The 15,720-nt window shown below is 44.5% G+C and carries 17 protein-coding genes; all 17 read right to left on the bottom strand.

Annotation, left to right across the window (positions count from 1 at the left end; all coding sequences use genetic code 11):
* Positions 1-460: 460 nt before the first annotated feature.
* Positions 461-1,024 (bottom strand): TIGR01440 family protein, encoded by a 564-nt coding sequence (locus J2S23_RS07405; protein WP_307122093.1) that lies wholly within the window; start codon positions 1,022-1,024, stop codon positions 461-463.
* Between the two features lie 4 nt (positions 1,025-1,028).
* Positions 1,029-1,502: an ECF transporter S component gene (locus J2S23_RS07400; protein WP_307122092.1), complete on the bottom strand. Its 474-nt coding sequence runs from the start codon at positions 1,500-1,502 to the stop codon at positions 1,029-1,031.
* Entirely contained in the window at positions 1,489-2,256 is a 768-nt protein-coding gene (locus J2S23_RS07395; protein WP_307122091.1) for a bifunctional hydroxymethylpyrimidine kinase/phosphomethylpyrimidine kinase, read from the bottom strand. The genes J2S23_RS07400 and J2S23_RS07395 overlap by 14 nt, the downstream gene beginning before the upstream one ends.
* A complete protein-coding gene (gene truA, locus J2S23_RS07390) occupies positions 2,246-2,995 on the bottom strand; it encodes a tRNA pseudouridine(38-40) synthase TruA (RefSeq protein WP_307122090.1) in 750 nt (249 codons plus the stop codon). Before truA ends, J2S23_RS07395 begins: the two co-directional genes overlap by 11 nt.
* A 115-nt stretch (positions 2,996-3,110) precedes the next feature.
* The gene (dnaJ, locus tag J2S23_RS07385; RefSeq protein WP_307122089.1) at positions 3,111-4,247 is read right to left on the bottom strand and encodes a molecular chaperone DnaJ; all 1,137 of its coding nucleotides are present in this window, start codon (positions 4,245-4,247) and stop codon (positions 3,111-3,113) included.
* Between the two features lie 365 nt (positions 4,248-4,612).
* Positions 4,613-5,257: a DJ-1/PfpI family protein gene (locus J2S23_RS07380; protein ID WP_307122088.1), complete on the bottom strand. Its 645-nt coding sequence runs from the start codon at positions 5,255-5,257 to the stop codon at positions 4,613-4,615.
* Positions 5,258-5,340: 83 nt separating this feature from the next.
* On the bottom strand, positions 5,341-5,820 hold the full coding sequence (locus J2S23_RS07375; RefSeq protein WP_307122087.1) for a GNAT family N-acetyltransferase: 480 nt from the start codon (positions 5,818-5,820) through the stop codon (positions 5,341-5,343).
* Between the two features lie 224 nt (positions 5,821-6,044).
* Positions 6,045-7,874: a molecular chaperone DnaK gene (dnaK, locus tag J2S23_RS07370; RefSeq protein WP_307122086.1), complete on the bottom strand. Its 1,830-nt coding sequence runs from the start codon at positions 7,872-7,874 to the stop codon at positions 6,045-6,047.
* 411 nt (positions 7,875-8,285) lie between these two features.
* Entirely contained in the window at positions 8,286-8,885 is a 600-nt protein-coding gene (gene grpE, locus J2S23_RS07365; protein ID WP_307122098.1) for a nucleotide exchange factor GrpE, read from the bottom strand.
* On the bottom strand, positions 8,869-9,903 hold the full coding sequence (gene hrcA, locus J2S23_RS07360) for a heat-inducible transcriptional repressor HrcA (RefSeq protein WP_307122085.1): 1,035 nt from the start codon (positions 9,901-9,903) through the stop codon (positions 8,869-8,871). The genes grpE and hrcA overlap by 17 nt, the downstream gene beginning before the upstream one ends.
* Before the next feature lie 144 nt (positions 9,904-10,047).
* On the bottom strand, positions 10,048-10,239 hold the full coding sequence (locus J2S23_RS07355; RefSeq protein WP_307122084.1) for a hypothetical protein: 192 nt from the start codon (positions 10,237-10,239) through the stop codon (positions 10,048-10,050).
* 5 nt (positions 10,240-10,244) lie between these two features.
* Positions 10,245-10,757: a DUF2812 domain-containing protein gene (locus J2S23_RS07350; protein WP_307122083.1), complete on the bottom strand. Its 513-nt coding sequence runs from the start codon at positions 10,755-10,757 to the stop codon at positions 10,245-10,247.
* A complete protein-coding gene (locus J2S23_RS07345; RefSeq protein WP_307122082.1) occupies positions 10,754-11,071 on the bottom strand; it encodes a PadR family transcriptional regulator in 318 nt (105 codons plus the stop codon). Before J2S23_RS07345 ends, J2S23_RS07350 begins: the two co-directional genes overlap by 4 nt.
* A 458-nt stretch (positions 11,072-11,529) precedes the next feature.
* Entirely contained in the window at positions 11,530-12,480 is a 951-nt protein-coding gene (gene mmuM, locus J2S23_RS07340) for a homocysteine S-methyltransferase (protein WP_307122081.1), read from the bottom strand.
* Between the two features lie 9 nt (positions 12,481-12,489).
* Entirely contained in the window at positions 12,490-13,866 is a 1,377-nt protein-coding gene (locus J2S23_RS07335; protein ID WP_307122080.1) for an amino acid permease, read from the bottom strand.
* Between the two features lie 155 nt (positions 13,867-14,021).
* Positions 14,022-14,993: a M15 family metallopeptidase gene (locus tag J2S23_RS07330; RefSeq protein ID WP_307122079.1), complete on the bottom strand. Its 972-nt coding sequence runs from the start codon at positions 14,991-14,993 to the stop codon at positions 14,022-14,024.
* Positions 14,980-15,672 carry a histidine phosphatase family protein gene (locus J2S23_RS07325; protein WP_307122078.1) on the bottom strand — a complete coding sequence of 231 codons (693 nt, stop codon included), beginning with the start codon at positions 15,670-15,672 and terminating at the stop codon, positions 14,980-14,982. Before J2S23_RS07325 ends, J2S23_RS07330 begins: the two co-directional genes overlap by 14 nt.
* Positions 15,673-15,720: the final 48 nt, after the last annotated feature.

Here is a 15,720-nt window from a genome sequence, read left to right as displayed (position 1 = left end):
TGTGTTTGTGGTGAACTACATTATATCTCTCTGAGGTGTTTTTGTATACTTTTTTCTCAACTAGAAAGTGGCTAACTCCATTTTAGAACTTTCGATCGTGGGGAAATTGAGTTAATTTTTGCATAAAAGAATCCTTTCTATTGATTTTCTTAAATATATTACAACACTTAAAGTATATCATTTTTTGATAGAAAACGCTATCATTTTACGTTATTGGAACTAATAGTGTTAAAACTAAGCCAGGCTTGTTCCTGAAAATAAGTTTGGCTCAGACAACAAGACACTTTGCAATACCAATGGGGCATGACCCTGTCTTCATTTCCTTGCCAATTCAATCAAAATCAAGGGCTTACTGCTATCTTTCACATCTCTGTTCCTTGTCATTGGTACTTACCTGAAATCACTAAAAAGAGCCTGGGATAATAGTCCCAAGCTTCTCTATGGTTCACTCCATGATTTCTTAAAATTTACGAATGTCATCCGTCTGATATCTGGCACGCGCTCCACCGATCAGTTTAGGACGCGTGGTCAGAGCGGTCACGTGAGCCCCTCCCAATTCCCGCTGAACCGGTCTTAAGGGAACTTGAACGTGCTTGATGTGCATGCCAATAGCCGTGTCTCCAATATCAAGGCCTGTATGAGCAGTGATAAACTCCACCTCAACAGGGTCCGCCATATAATCAAACGCTGCTAATTGGCCACTACCTCCTGCATGCAGGCTAGGAAGGACATTGACAATTTCAAGGTCTTTTTGCAGAGCCAATTCTCGCTCAACGACTAGGGCTCGATTGAGGTGCTCACAGCCTTGGACAGCTAGATAGATACCACGCTTGGTCAACTCGTCCAATATCGTTTTGACAATGACCTGACCGATATCACGGCTAGAAGCCTTACCGATAACACCACCAGCAACCTCGCTAGACGACAGGCCAAGGACAAATATTTGACCTTTTTGGATGGCACTGCGCTCCAGAATATCGTCTAGAATCAGCTTGGTTTCCTGTGAAAGTTTTTCAAGATTCATCTGACTAGGCCTCCACGACTTTTGCGGCAACCAAGAGACGGTAGAGGGCATTGCCAAGGGCTGCCCCGACAAGGTTTTGCATGATGTTATGCGGCACATCGGCTAGGGCTGCGCCCCAGCCATGCATGAAACCTGAGAAGACAAAATAGCCCCCAACCATGCTGACAAGCGCCAAGGCTTGTCCGAGCCAAAAGAGTTTTCCCTTGAAGCCTGCAAAATACCCTTGCAAGCCGTGATTTATAAGACTAGCCACCATCCACTGAGGATAACCCGCAATCAGGTCAATCAAGAAGCCTGATAGACCACCGACGATGGCTCCCTCACGCTTGCCTAGATAAAAGGCTGTAAAGAAAATCCCAGCATCTAGAAGGGTCACCATACCTGTCGGCGTTGGCAGGCGAAAGATATTGCCCATGGTGATGGTCAGGGCTGTCAAAATAGCTAAAAGCGTTAGTTTTTGTAGGTTAGTCTTTTTCATAGTGTTGTTTTACTCCATATTGATCGGAATGACGAATGGCTTCATAAACGAAATCCTTGGATAAGCGGACTGCTTCCTTGACAGGTTGTCCATTGACCAGCTGGCTAGCGATGCTAGAGGCAAAGGTGCAACCTGCCCCAACATTGTTGGTCTCAAGGATTGGATACTCCAGAACCGTATAGTCCACACCGTCATAAAAGACATCGAGGGCCACTTCTTGACTGAACCGATTACCGCCTTTGATGACAACATTGGTTGCACCCAAGTCATGGAGGTGCTTAGCCACTGCCTTCATGTCCTCGAGGGTTTTGATTGGCCTTTGAGCCAAAAGCTCCGCTTCTACCAAGTTAGGGGTGATGATGGTGGCATAGGGGAAGAACTTGAGGAGTTCGTCCCGAAGCGCACTGACCTCGACATCATGGCTTTCCTTGCAGACCAGAACAGGATCCAAAACAATGGGAATGTCCTTGTGAGCCTTGACAAAGTCCAAGGCCAGCTCGGCCACAGCCACATTGGGCAAGAGACCTAACTTAATCCCTGAAAAGGGCACGTTTTTGAGGCTATTTAATTGGTGGCCAAAGACAGTTTGGTCCGTTCCAAAGACTTCAAAACCATTTTCTGTCATGGCTGTCAGGCAGGTCACTGCCACAAAGCCATGAATGCCGTTGGCTGAGTATGTCGAGAGGTCCGCATAGAGGCCACCGCCACTAAAAATGTCATTACCTGAAATCGCTAATAAATACTTAGTTGTCATAGTATATCTCCTTTAGATAGAGGCCGTTTCCGGCAGCGGTTGGACCAGCTAGATTGCGGTCCATCTTGTCCAAGATGACCTTGATTTGCCCAACAGGCATACGGCCATTCCCGATTTTCAAGAGGGTGCCGACCATATTGCGGACCTGCTTATAGAGAAAGCCATTTCCTGAGAAGGTAAAAACGAGAAAACCAGTGTGCGGATCCAGCTCAACCCGAGCTTCTGTAATAGTGCGCACCTTGTCTTCGACCGAGGTCCCAGAAGCTGTAAACCCCGTGAAATCATGGGTACCAACCAAGTCCTGAATCGCCTCCTGCATCAGTGCCAAATCCAGCGGATACGGATAATGAGTAGCATAGTGCCGCATCATGGGATTCTTCGGACGGCCATTGTCCACCAAGAACTCGTAGGTCTTACTGTGCTTGTTGTAGCGGGCGTGAAAGTCGTCTGAAGCTTGCTCCACTGCCACCACATCGATGTCATCTGGCGACTGGGTATCTAGGCCAAAGCGGAGCTTCTCCACATCCCGCACTTCCGGCAAATCAAAGTGGATAACTTGACCATAGGCATGGACACCCGCATCGGTACGACCCGCTCCGTGCACGGTCACTTCTTGTCCTCTGTTGAGGCGTTTCAAGGTTTTTTCTAATTCTTCCTGAACAGACCGTGCTTCTGGCTGGCGTTGAAAACCTGAAAAGAGCGTTCCGTCATAAGAAATAATGGCTTTGTATCGTGTCATAGACCTTATTTTACGCTTTTTAAGGGGGAAGTCAACGAAATCTCTCGGTGTCTGTACGGGGACAGTTATAGAGCCTAAATAAAAAAGCTGACGAATCAGCTTTTATCTTAGTGTTTTATTCCCCTTCGAGGGCATCTTTAATGGACTCAAAGAACCCTTTTTTCTTGCCGGGCTGAACAGACTCTCCTGAGGCCTCCGCAAAGGCTTTGAGAGCTTCTTTTTGGCGGTCATTGAGTTTGGTTGGGGTGACGATATTAACCGTTACAAACTGATCTCCTTGACCATTGCCACGCAATTGAGGCGCTCCTTTTCCACGCAAGCGGAATCGTTTACCTGTCTGTGTTCCTGCTGGAATCGTCATTTCGACATCCCCATGAACTGTTGGAATATCCACTGTGTCTCCCAATGTTGCTTGGACAAAACTGATGTCTAGGTTGTAGAGGATTGTCGTGCCATTGCGCTCGAATTTATCACTGGCTAAGACATTAACCACCACATAAAGGTCGCCATAAGGACCACCATTGAAACCTGCTTCTCCTTGGCCTGCTAAACGAATTTGTTGGCCAGTTTCAATCCCGGCTGGAATTTTTACATTAACCGAATGGGCTTGTTTTTCATGACCACTCCCATGACAGGTTTGGCAAGGATCCTTGATTTCTTGACCACGACCGTGACAGACATCACAGGTCACTTGGCGACGCATCATCCCAAGAGGTGTTTGTGTGTCAACATTGATAACACCAGAACCATGACAGCGGCCACAGGTAACAGGACTAGTTCCTGGCTTAGCACCAGAGCCATGACAGGTATGACAGCTAGCTTCACGATTGTACTTGACTTCTTTTTCAGTTCCAAAAATGGCTTCTTCAAATTTGACATTAACACGGTATTGAAGGTCATCTCCCTGACGTGGGGCATTAGGATTACGAGTAGCACCACCACCGCCGAAGAAACTGGAGAAGATATCTTCGAAGCCACCAAAACCACCGCCATCAAAACCACCGTTAAAGCCGCCACCGCCGAAGCCACCATTAGCTCCTGCAGGGCCATATTGATCATAAGCAGCCCGTTTTTGATCGTCGCTCAGAGTTTCATAAGCCTCCTGGACATCCTTGTATTTCTGCTCTGCACCAGCCTCCTTGTTGATGTCTGGGTGGTACTTTTTAGACATCTTACGGTAAGCTTTCTTGATTTCATCCGCAGAGGCATTTTTAGAAACCCCCAGACGATCGTAGTATTCTGTATTGTTCATAATTAAGATACAAAGGGCGTTAAGGGGACACCGCCAAAATAGGAATTTTAATGACGGACGTCTTGCGTCCTAGTTAAAATTATCTTTTTGGCCCAGTCCCTAGCCCGTGTTCAGTTCAGAACACTTGTATTCCTTTCTGTAATTTCATCTCAAAGAAAAATAGGAAATCCGACGTAGATACTTTACGTATCTAGGAGGTATTTCTCTTTTTTTCACAACGTCGTAGGCGTATTCAAATCTATAACAGATATGATACGCCTCAGCCGTGTTCTGTTAAGAACACTTATTCCTTTCTGTAAATCTAGTAGAATGCTAACTTTTTTGTTCAGTAGACTTAACTCTCGCTACTCTCAAAGAAGCACTATTTACCGATTATTGATGGTAATTTTTTCAAAGCTTTGCTTAAATTCTTGAAATTCTGATTCGGAAAACGTAAAAATCAAGTCATTAGGCTCTAGGTATTCTTTTTCTCTGAAAAAGCTATCAGCATTTTCCACAAGGTCTAAGCTTTCTAAAACCTTTCGTGAGAAGGCATTTACGGAGAAACCTGTCCCTGTAATGATATTTTTATCTTCACAAACGGGTAGCGGGCGAAAATTTTCTTTTGGAAGGAAATCGAAATAGTCAAAGAAATTCTGCCAAAGGCCACCTGTAAAGGTCGCGTTATCTAGTAGCCCCGCCTTAGCTAATAAGATTGGAGCCGAAGAAATGGCAGCGATTTTTAGACGTTGCGTATCTAGATTCGCCAAATATTGAATGAGATCATCATCCAGCAAAGCCGATGTAAAATCTATCATACCTGGCAGCAAAAGGCAAGAATAATCATCCATCTGTACCTCTGATAAGGTTTTAGTCGGCACGCAGGGCAACCCATCCTCCGAAAAGACTGTTTCAAGATTTGAAGCAATATAGTCAATTTCTATACCAAAATGTAAGACCAACGTACTTGTTAGAGGCGCAATCTCATAGAGGGAAAAATTGGGATAGAGCAAGCAAGCTACTTTTTTCATCGTTTCCTCCTACTAATAAATCTATTTAGCCAAAAACAGAGGTTGGAGTGCAACCTCTGTGATTTTGGGCATTTCAATATAAACTAAGAAAGATTTAAAACAGCAATGAGTTCCTCACCATCTTTTTCGCCTGTTTCTTGAAAACCACATTTGGCATAAAGGTTTTGAGCTAATCGATTTTCAGGTTCATAAGATAGCCAAAGATACTTGGCTGGGCCATTTGGAAATGTATTAACAAACTCAGTTGCTAGCTCCACAGCTTTTTTACCATAACCATTACCTTGATAGCGTTTATCAATCATTAACCTCCAAAGGTTATAATTACTCTCAGCTATTTCAGGTGCACTATCCCAGCACTTACCGTAACCAAGCATTATAAATCCAACTAGCTGCGCTTCATCATATAAGCCAAAAGGGAAGACATGACCACCTTTTGAGAGTATTAAATAAGCTTCTGTTAGACTAACTGCGTTACTTGCAACAAATGACATTTGGTTACTACTAACATTCAATGCTAATATATCCCATACATTTTGTTCCGTAACCTCTTCAAACCGTAACATTTTGACACCTTTTAATTTATTCTAGTTTAAACCATTAGGATATGAAGAAGCAAAATCAATTTTATCTTATCGTTGAGCTAGTCAGTCGTTTAGGTAATGCGCCATAGTAACTTTTGTAACTGAGCACGAGCTAAAATCCTAGTGAAAATGATGAACTTCCTTGTGTGCAAGAACACTGCGTCAGTCCCCTATTTTCATACGGATTTTCAAACGGTCTTTGCATCTTACTTCTCCGTAAACTCGCCATCAACGACATCGTCGTTTCCGTCAGCTGCTCCTGTTGGCTCAGCACCTTCTGCGCCTGCTTGGGCTTGTTGAGCTGCAGCTGCTTGTTCATAGAGTTTCACTGCCAAAGCTTGGGCTTTTTCGTTAAGGTTTTCTAATTTAGCCTTCATGTCATCGATGTTGTTCGCTTCTTGCGCAGCTTTCAACTCATCGAGGGCTGTTTGAGCGGCATCACGTTCAGTGTCAAAGCCTTGCCCTTCTGTATCTTTGAGGGTCTTCTCAGTCGCAAAGATAGCTTGGTCTACCTCGTTACGAAGGTCTACTTCTTCTTTGCGTTTGGCATCGGCTTCAGCGTTAGCCTCAGCGTCTTTCATCATGCGGTCAATTTCTTCTTCGCTAAGGCCATCATTTGATTTGATAACAATGGTTTGCTCTTTTTGCGTACCAAGGTCTTTGGCTTTAACCGATACGATACCGTTCTTGTCAATATCAAAGGTTACTTCGATTTGTGGGATACCGCGAGGCGCAGCAGGAATGTCTGTCAATTGGAAACGTCCAAGCGTCTTGTTGTCTGCTGCCATTGGGCGCTCACCTTGAAGGACATGGATATCAACCGCTGGTTGGTTATCAGCCGCCGTTGAGAAGACTTGAGATTTAGATGTTGGAATGGTCGTGTTACGATCGATAAGTTTAGTAAAGACACCACCCATGGTTTCGATACCGAGTGACAATGGTGTCACATCTAGAAGAACAACGTCTTTGACATCACCAGTGATCACGCCACCTTGGATAGCAGCACCCATCGCAACGACTTCATCAGGGTTAACCGATTTATTTGGCTCTTTACCAGTTTCAGCCTTAACCGCTTCAACCACAGCAGGGATACGAGTTGACCCACCGACAAGGATAACTTCGTCGATTTCTGACAAGGAAAGACCTGCATCTGAAAGGGCTTGACGAACAGGTGTCTTCGTACGCTCGACAAGATCACGTGTTAAATCGTCGAATTTGGCACGAGAAAGTGTCAGATCCAAGTGGAGCGGTCCAGCGTCACCAGCTGTGATAAATGGCAAGCTGATTTGAGTAGATGTCACACCTGAAAGGTCTTTTTTCGCTTTTTCAGCAGCGTCTTTCAAACGTTGCATCGCCATCTTGTCTTTGCTAAGGTCAATGCCGTTTTCTTTCTTGAATTCAGCCACCAAGTAGTCCATGATTTTTTCATCAAAATCATCCCCACCAAGTTTGTTGTCACCAGCAGTTGCTAAGACATCAAAGACACCATCACCGAGTTCAAGGATTGACACATCAAAGGTACCACCACCAAGGTCGAAGACCAAGATTTTTTCGTCCTTATCTGTCTTGTCAAGACCATAAGCAAGAGCTGCTGCAGTTGGTTCGTTGACGATACGTTCTACTTCAAGGCCTGCAATTTTACCAGCGTCTTTTGTCGCTTGGCGTTGGGCATCGTTAAAGTAAGCTGGAACAGTGATAACGGCTTTGGTTACCTTTTCGCCAAGGTATTCTTCAGCGTACCCTTTAAGGTATTGAAGAATCATTGCTGAGATTTCTTGTGGTGTGTAAGTTTTGCCGTTAGCTTCTACTTTTTCAGACGTTCCCATTTTTGACTTGATAGACAGGATCGTATCTGGGTTTGTTACCGCTTGGCGTTTAGCCGCGTCACCAACGATGATTTCACCGTTTTTGAAAGACACAACGGATGGTGTTGTACGGTTCCCTTCTGGGTTTGCGATGATTTTGCTTTCAGTTCCTTCAAGAACTGCGACTGCTGAGTTGGTTGTCCCTAAGTCAATACCGATAATTTTAGACATATGTTTTTCCTCTTTAATCTTATTTCTTTTTTGATAGTTTTCTTAAGTGGTGGGGACGGCAGCGACCTCCTCCGGAGTTCCATGCCTAAATGTTGAACCCAAGGTTTCAACATTTCCCTGTCAGATAACAATCCTTGTTATCTGACGATCACCACGGCGAAAACCATCGCCTTTGCAAGCCTTTGGCTTGCTTTTCTCTTTATTGCGCAGTAGTTGACTGCACTTTATATGCCTTCCAGGCTATAAAGTGCTAGTCAACCTTGCGGGGGTGCGTCAACGAAATCAAAGATTTCTGACTTACCGCCTAGTTTACCGTCTTTTCGGACTTGATTAGTTTTAGTTTATGAATTAACTACCATAGCGGTTGCTGTATCATGACAAGACGTTTTAGTCCCCATCATTAGTGACTAGTTAATTATAAACCACCACCATAGCAGGTCTTAATAAGCGCTCATGGAGTTGGTAGCCTTTTTGGAGGACTTGGGCAATGCTATCTGCTGGATTGTCATCGTCAGCAGGAATGCTTTGAACAGCCATGTGGTAATTCGGGTCAAAGCTCTCCATCGAAACTTCGGTGACTCCTTCTTCTTTTAAAGCTTGAATCAAGCTATCTTGAACCATTTCAAGGCCTTTTTTAACATCGTCGGTCAATCCTTCAACAGCTAGAGCACGCTCCAAATTATCAAGGCTTGGCAAGATTTTTTTGGCCAAGTCTTGCGAACGGTAGCGTTGCAAGGTTTGACGTTCCTCGTTAGAACGGCGCTGGATGTTTTGCATCTCAGCATGGGCGCGCAAATACTTGTTTTCAAAGTCTTCTGCTCGCTCATTGGCCAAGTCAAGTTCTGATTTTTCAGGTTCAGTAGCTTCAGTTGTCTCAGGAGCTTCTTCCTCTACTATATCTTCTATAACCTCTTCTAAGACCTCTTCTTGGTCTGCCAAAATTTCTTCTTGCTCCTTATTTTCTTCTTTTTTCTTAGACACTTTTTCCTCCTTTTTAATTGACTTCGTAATGGTTACTGCTTAGGTAACGATAGAAATCTGTTAACTTCATGCTTAGCACACGATTGACAAGATTGACTTGACTGACTGTTCGCTTGTAATCAAGGGTAATCGGCCCAATCAATGTTAGAACCCCATAACCCCGATAGGGGACTAGAAATTTCTGACTGATCACTGTCAATTGAGAGAGTTTAGAGAGACGATTATCCGCCACCTTAACAACCTGCATCTGCTCTTCGCCAAGTCCTTCACGAATTTCAGACGCAACCGCTTGAAGGTTATCCAAATATTGGTAGGCTGAAAAATCAGCGACTTCTAAGAGCTTAACCTTGCCAGCTACCAAGACCTTTTCAGAAAAAATATCCTTGAAAAGATGGTCAAAGAGATCGAGCACATTGTCCGTCGTTGTAAAGTAGCGCTGGACAATCTGTGGAATCTCTGTTCGCAGACGGTAATGGATGTCTAGGACTGATTTTCCTATAAACCGTTCATGCACCAACTGGCGAACCGTTGTCAGGTCCTGGGGCAAGAAGTTCTTAGGAATGGCAAATTGGCTTGTTAAGGTCGAGGACTCATCAAGGGTAAAGACTGCGAGACCCGTATGTGTAGAGGTCGTTACAATCTCAAACCCCGTCAATTTCTGCCTGCTAGCTTCAACATCCTGCGCTAAAACAGTGTAACCCGTCAAGTCAGCTAGAACATCTGCCGCTCTCTGTAAGAGATCTTCAATTTTGAAAAAGTTATCATCAAAAGCCTTAAGTACCTGATAGACATCGTGTTCCGCAACCTGGGTCAAGGTCAAAGAATTTTCCACAAAATATTGGAATCCTGAGACACTTGGCATCCGTCCGCTCGAGGTATGAGCTTTTTCTAACAGCCCCAACTTCTCAAGCGTAGACATGTCGTTACGAATTGTGGCACTGGAGGAATTAATCCGCTCTTGGAGCGCCTTTGATCCGACAGGCTCATGTGTCTGAGAAAATATGTCAACGATCAAATCGAGAATCGCCTTCTGACGATCTGTAATCAAAACCTCACCTCCCTATATTTAGCACTCTAATAAACCGAGTGCTAATTCATGATTTCATTATACCCCTTTTTGGGACAAAGTCAAGAGGAAAAACCAAAAAATTAGCACTCTTTTAACAAGAGTGCTAAAAATCAGTCTGGGGACCTAGTCTTTTTTCTTTTTGAAAAGAAATACCACTAGAGCAACAATCATCACCAGTTGCACCAGAGCCAAACCATTGATGGCCCAACCTGCAAAACTGGTGGTTTTGAAATCAACACGAGGCCAAACAAAGAGGGCTAAAGTAATCACATTTAATGAGAGGGCTGGTAGCACCTTAGGTGTCCAATTCTTCAACTTCCTTACTCCTTTAACTCTTTACGCAATTGGTAAAAACGATAGAACAGATAGACGGTCAGCGGAACGGCAATCGTCGCCACTCCTAATACAAAATCTGGTTTCTTAAACACCCATCCATAGCCGAAGGCTATTAGGTAAAAAAATAATAATAGTAAAAAACGACGCCTGAAAATCTGCTCAATCATATCTAACTTACTAGGGTCATCACTGAAAATGTCTATGTCTCCATCCTCAACATTAGACTTGCGAAAGGTATGAAAACCATTGCAAACTGCAACGTATTTCCAACCGTAATCCTGATAAAGCTGATGATAACTTTCCTGATCGGACAGGTTATTACGCTTGAAATCAATTTTATAGACCACATCTGCCGGTTCACAAGCTTCAAAACAATAGAGCAATCTTCCTTGAATGCCTGTAAATTTCCAGCCTTTCCGGTGCATTTCCGATAGATAGATTTCCTCTTTTTCAAAATCAGTCAGCAGAAATAGTTTGAATTCTTTTTTTATTTTCATAAGATTTCTCCCTTACTATTTTTATACAACCGTTCAATCCGTGCTAGCTCAATTGCTAAGACTTCTTTTCCCAAGTCTGTAATCCGGTAGAGCTTACGTTTCTCGACTTCCGTCACAAAGGCAATCAAGCCATCCTTCTCCATCTTGGAGAGAGTTCCGTACATGGTTCCTGGACTAATGACCACCTGACCAGCTGTCAGCTCCTTAGTTCGCTGGGTAATCTCGTAACCATGCCGTTCCTCCTGCAAAGCAAATAGGATATAAAAGGCTGACTCCGTCATGGGAATATAGACACGCTTAATTTTTTCTTCCATTATAATGCATCTCCTATATAGAAATTCGATGTATCGCCTCTCGATATATAAAATATATCACACTGCGATATAGTCTGTCAAGAAAATAGATGCTTTTGAATGAAAAAAGAGTGGAGTAGAACTCTTATCAGTTAAACAGAGTTCTACTCCACCCTTACACAGATGACTAGACAATTTCGGATATAGAAAAAACGATTAATCAGCAACGGTTCATTGAAACTGGACTCACGTTTACTGCTTACTACTTAAGATTTTTTTAAGTTTGATTAGAGATCCGTAACCCTTGCTATACAATTCTTAATGACCAGCCTAATCAACTGCCGAAGAGGTAAGGCAAGAAAATCAATTTCATCGAAATACTGACTTTCCGTTCTCTAACGTTATGTCTAGCCAATACGCTTTTGGACTTTCTCTATAAAAATAGAACGAGGCTGGATTCCAATCCAACCTCTTATAAGTTATCCCCGCAACCCCTGACTCAAGTCTGCGATGTCGCTTGGTCTGGTCCGGCAACATCCACCCACGATTTTGGCGCCCTGTGTTTGCCACGCTTGGGTGTTTTCCAAGAGGCTGTGACTGTGGTCTGCATCCTCAGACCAGGTCTGGGTCGCGCCATCATAGATCTCTCCTGAGTTGGGATAGGTCACTAAAGGCTTACTGGTTGATCGGCTTAAAACTGACAATGCTTCAGTCACAACCTTAGGAGCGCTACAGTTGATCCCAACCGCTAAGACTTGATTAGACATTTCGACTAGACTACCAATCTGCTCTATGGGAGTCCCATCTGGCAAACTTGCCCCATTAGGTGAGGTCACACTGAGGTAGGCTTCTACCGTTGAAAACTCCTCGCTGAGCAATTCCACTAGGGCTTGGGCTTCTCTCCCATTTGGCACGGTCTCTAAAATCAAGAAATCCACACCTTCTTCTAATAAGATGGCGATGCGAGGACGGTGAAAGGCTTTAAGCGCCTCCACAGTGATCTCACCATAATCCCCACTGTACTCTGAGCCATCTGCCAGATAGGCGGCGTAAGGGCCGATATCCCCTCCGATAAGGGGATAAGAGCGTTTGGCTTTTTCCTCTTCTAAGAGACTACTCCAGACCTTCTCACGCGCAGTCTTAGCCAAGGCGACTGTTAAGCGCAAGACTTTCTCAGCATCCGTCTTTGAAAGACCAGCTTCAATAAGTCCGGGAAAGGTCGCTTGATAGGTAGAGGTCGTCAAAATATCCGCACCTGCTTCCATATAGGTCTCGTGTAAGTCTTGAATGGCCTCTGGTTTTTCGATCAGGTACTTAGCTGACCAGAGATTGCCAGACACGTCATAACTACGGTACTCTAATTCTGTTCCCAAAGCCCCGTCTAAAATCAAGACTGGCTTTGTTTCTAACTGTTCTTTTAAGCGTCCCACAAGAGCCTCCTACCATTTTTTAAAGCGTAGATAATGATAAACATAGCACAAAATCATGAACGGCACTCCAAAATAGAGGCCTGCTCGCTGAGATGGATCCCAGGCAATTCCGACAATGGAAATCACCAGCAAGATAACCGTTATCCATGGTAATGTTGGTGAAAATGGTGCCTTGTAATCGAGTTCATCTTCCGTATGGTTTTTTAAAAATGCTTTTCTAAAACCAATCTGAGCCAGTGGAATAGCCAACCAAGCAATGACCACAGCGAAACCTGCAATGGAAACTAGGGCTAAAAAGATCGTGTCTTCAAAGTAAATGCTGGCTACAAGAGCAATGGCTACACCTACCATCGACAGAATCATAGCTCGCATGGGCACCCCGTATTTATTGATTTTCACGACACTCTTACTAATCATACTTTCGTTAGCTAACGACCAGAGCATCCGGCTAGACGCGTATAGACCTGAAGTTGACGCTGACAAGATGGCCGTCAAGATAACAAAGTTCATGATGTCTGCCGCATAAGGAATCCCGATTTTATCAAGAACTGTGACAAAGGGGGCCTCTGTGACGCCAGCCGCCTCCATCGGAAGAAGTGAGGCTAAGACCACCATGGTCAAGACAAAGAAGGCCACCAGAAGGCCGATGGTTGATTTGATGGCTTTGGGCACTTCGGCCTTAGGGTTATCCGTCTCCCCAGCTGCAATCCCAATCATCTCGACTCCCGAAAAAGCATAGTTGACTGCAAGCATGACCGATACGACGCCAATGATTCCATTTGGCAGGAGGCCATTAGCCGTAATATTAACAAAAAGTGGTGCAGAAGAAGCTCCCTCAAATGGAAGGATACCAAAAATAGCCAGACCACCAAGAACGATAAAAATAATGATGGCGTAAAACTTAATGCTGGAGAAATAATCCTCGGCCTTAGCAAACCAACCCACACTGAGCATGTTGAGACCAAAGACTAACACCGCATAAAGAGTCGCAAAAACCCAAATCGGCACACTTGGAAACCAGCGAAGGGTCAACTGTGCTGCCCCGATAAATTGCGACGCCAAGGCAACCACCCAACAAAGCCAGTACATCCAAGCCACCATAAAGCCCGTTCCAGGACTGATAAACTTAGTGGCATAGGTGTGAAAGGAACCCGTTACCGGCATCGCCACCGACAACTCACCCAGTGAAAACATGACTAAATACACCATGATCCCACCAAATAGGTAAGAAAAGATAGCTCCAAACGGTCCAGCTTGAGCGATGGTGTAACCCGAGCTCAGGAACAAACCTGTCCCAATAACCCCACCAATCGAGAGCATCTGCAAGTGACGACTAGTCATCTCGCGCTTAAACTGCCCTTCGTTTTCAAAATTATGATTATCCATAACTCCCCCTAAAAAAATAGAATATCTTATGATACCATAATTTTAAGAGCTTGGATAATAGGTTTTTCCTATGATGGTACCCCTTACTTTTTTATATGAAAAAGAGAGGCACAGGGCTCTCCTTAGATGTGTTCTAGTACTGACAACAATGCAGTTCACTCCGTGATCTCCGTCATTTCTGGAGTAGTTTCATCCATTTGTTCTTCGGCTTCGATAACGTCTGCCTGATCCGTCACTGCACTGCTCGATGGACGGGATTCCAAGACAGTGCCTGTGGCAGCGGCGATCCGGGTTAAGAAGGTTTCTAGAGGCATGTCATAATCTGTCATGTAACGGGCCGCCTCCACACCGACATAGCGGAAATGCCAATCCTCTGCCGCAACCCCTGTCTGAGCCTGGTAGCTTTCCTTATAGCGTAAAACAAAACCGTAATCAGGAGCCATCGCTGCTAACTGTGCTGTAATGGCTGGATCCATGAGATTCACATAATCCACCGTTGACATATCAATCGCTAAACCTGTCATGTGTTCGCTGGTTCCTGGCGCTTGGAAATAGGCATCCACAAAAGATATAGCTCCCTCTCGTGTAATTCCTTGTGCTTCCATTTCTTGAGCAATGAAGGTCTCATAAAGACCCGATTGATCTGCTAGACTGCGATAGCCTAAAATAAGATGTACGTTTGGATCAACCGTCTGGGCTGCCGCTAAGAAATTAGCGGTCGCTTCTGCGATTCGGCTATCCACCAGAACACCCGATACCTCACTAAGTTCAGGATTCATTTCCTCTGCTACATAGTTCGGTCCAACTAAGACTAAATCCCAGCTGTCGAGAGACAGATCGGGCAAATCTTGAGCGGATTGTAAGGAGGTCAGCAATTTTGTATCCGTCGTCGCCTGAGCCAATGGTTCTTTTGCTCGACTCAATTGCGGGTTGCTAAACTCTTGTACAAAAATAATCCCAATAAAGGCGGCCAAGGCCAGCAATAATCCCACAAAAATCGTAAACAGGCTAATCGGTTTATCAGGTGTGTCTGATTCGCTCAGCGTAGCCTGCTCATCCTCTTCTGTCCCACCATCCTCGCTAACAGTGTCCTCTAGAACAGGTTCTAGCATATCAAACTCTTCCATCAAGCACCTCTGCCCCATGAGCACGATAGGACATATCGCCTACGATATCGACTGTAAACTGTCCATTTTCGTAGGTCAGAACGGTCACAGAACCGTTATCAAGACTTTGTTTAGGAATGTCAGGATTAATGAGGTAAACCAAGGTACTGATGGTCATTCCGTGACAAACCACGAGAGCATTCCCTCCACCTTGGGCTTCAATTTTTTGAGCAATGTCTGTAAAACCAGAGAGGATACGCTCTTTGATAACATCCCAAGGTTGCGCCCACCCTGCAGTATCAGCTTCCATGATGCCATTTGCCATCTCTTCGTAGGTTAAATTACGAAATTCAGTTTCAGTCCCATAAATCCGTGGCAGAACCCCCATGAACAGCTCAGCATCATAGCCACCATCCAAACTCCCAAAACACCACTCACGGATCCGTTTGTCCCGAGTGTAAGGAATATCGATCTGGCCAAGCTCGTTGAGCAAGATTTCCATGGTCTGAATTGTCCGTCCTGAATCGCTGGAAAAAGCTTCATTAAAAGTCAGGTCAAACTGTTTCAAACCTACTCCCAATTCTTTAATACCACGCTCACCAACCACTGTCAAAGGGGTATCGCTCCACCCTTGCGCTCGGCCAATCGTATTAAACATGGTTTTCCCGTGACGGGCAATATATAAGGTTGTCTTTGTCATGTCCATTCTCCTTAGCTCGCTATTTCTTCCATTATACCATAAACAGGG

This window comes from Streptococcus moroccensis (assembly GCF_030812835.1).
Classification (GTDB): domain Bacteria; phylum Bacillota; class Bacilli; order Lactobacillales; family Streptococcaceae; genus Streptococcus; species Streptococcus moroccensis.
The sequence above is the reverse complement of the archived record's forward strand: the minus strand, read 5'-3'. Positions and strand labels throughout refer to the sequence as shown.

Excerpts from the sequence above, each read along its gene's own strand:
- J2S23_RS07405 (WP_307122093.1), bottom strand. The coding sequence starts at position 1,024 with ATGAATCTTGAAAAACTTTCACAGGAAACCAAGCTGATTCTAGACGAT.
- J2S23_RS07400 (WP_307122092.1), bottom strand. The coding sequence starts at position 1,502 with ATGAAAAAGACTAACCTACAAAAACTAACGCTTTTAGCTATTTTGACA.
- J2S23_RS07395 (WP_307122091.1), bottom strand. The coding sequence starts at position 2,256 with ATGACAACTAAGTATTTATTAGCGATTTCAGGTAATGACATTTTTAGT.
- truA (WP_307122090.1), bottom strand. The coding sequence starts at position 2,995 with ATGACACGATACAAAGCCATTATTTCTTATGACGGAACGCTCTTTTCA.
- dnaJ (WP_307122089.1), bottom strand. The coding sequence starts at position 4,247 with ATGAACAATACAGAATACTACGATCGTCTGGGGGTTTCTAAAAATGCC.
- J2S23_RS07380 (WP_307122088.1), bottom strand. The coding sequence starts at position 5,257 with ATGAAAAAAGTAGCTTGCTTGCTCTATCCCAATTTTTCCCTCTATGAG.
- J2S23_RS07375 (WP_307122087.1), bottom strand. The coding sequence starts at position 5,820 with ATGTTACGGTTTGAAGAGGTTACGGAACAAAATGTATGGGATATATTA.
- dnaK (WP_307122086.1), bottom strand. The coding sequence starts at position 7,874 with ATGTCTAAAATTATCGGTATTGACTTAGGGACAACCAACTCAGCAGTC.
- J2S23_RS07350 (WP_307122083.1), bottom strand. The coding sequence starts at position 10,757 with ATGAAAATAAAAAAAGAATTCAAACTATTTCTGCTGACTGATTTTGAA.
- J2S23_RS07345 (WP_307122082.1), bottom strand. The coding sequence starts at position 11,071 with ATGGAAGAAAAAATTAAGCGTGTCTATATTCCCATGACGGAGTCAGCC.
- J2S23_RS07335 (WP_307122080.1), bottom strand. The coding sequence starts at position 13,866 with ATGGATAATCATAATTTTGAAAACGAAGGGCAGTTTAAGCGCGAGATG.
- J2S23_RS07330 (WP_307122079.1), bottom strand. The coding sequence starts at position 14,993 with ATGGAAGAGTTTGATATGCTAGAACCTGTTCTAGAGGACACTGTTAGC.
- J2S23_RS07325 (WP_307122078.1), bottom strand. The coding sequence starts at position 15,672 with ATGACAAAGACAACCTTATATATTGCCCGTCACGGGAAAACCATGTTT.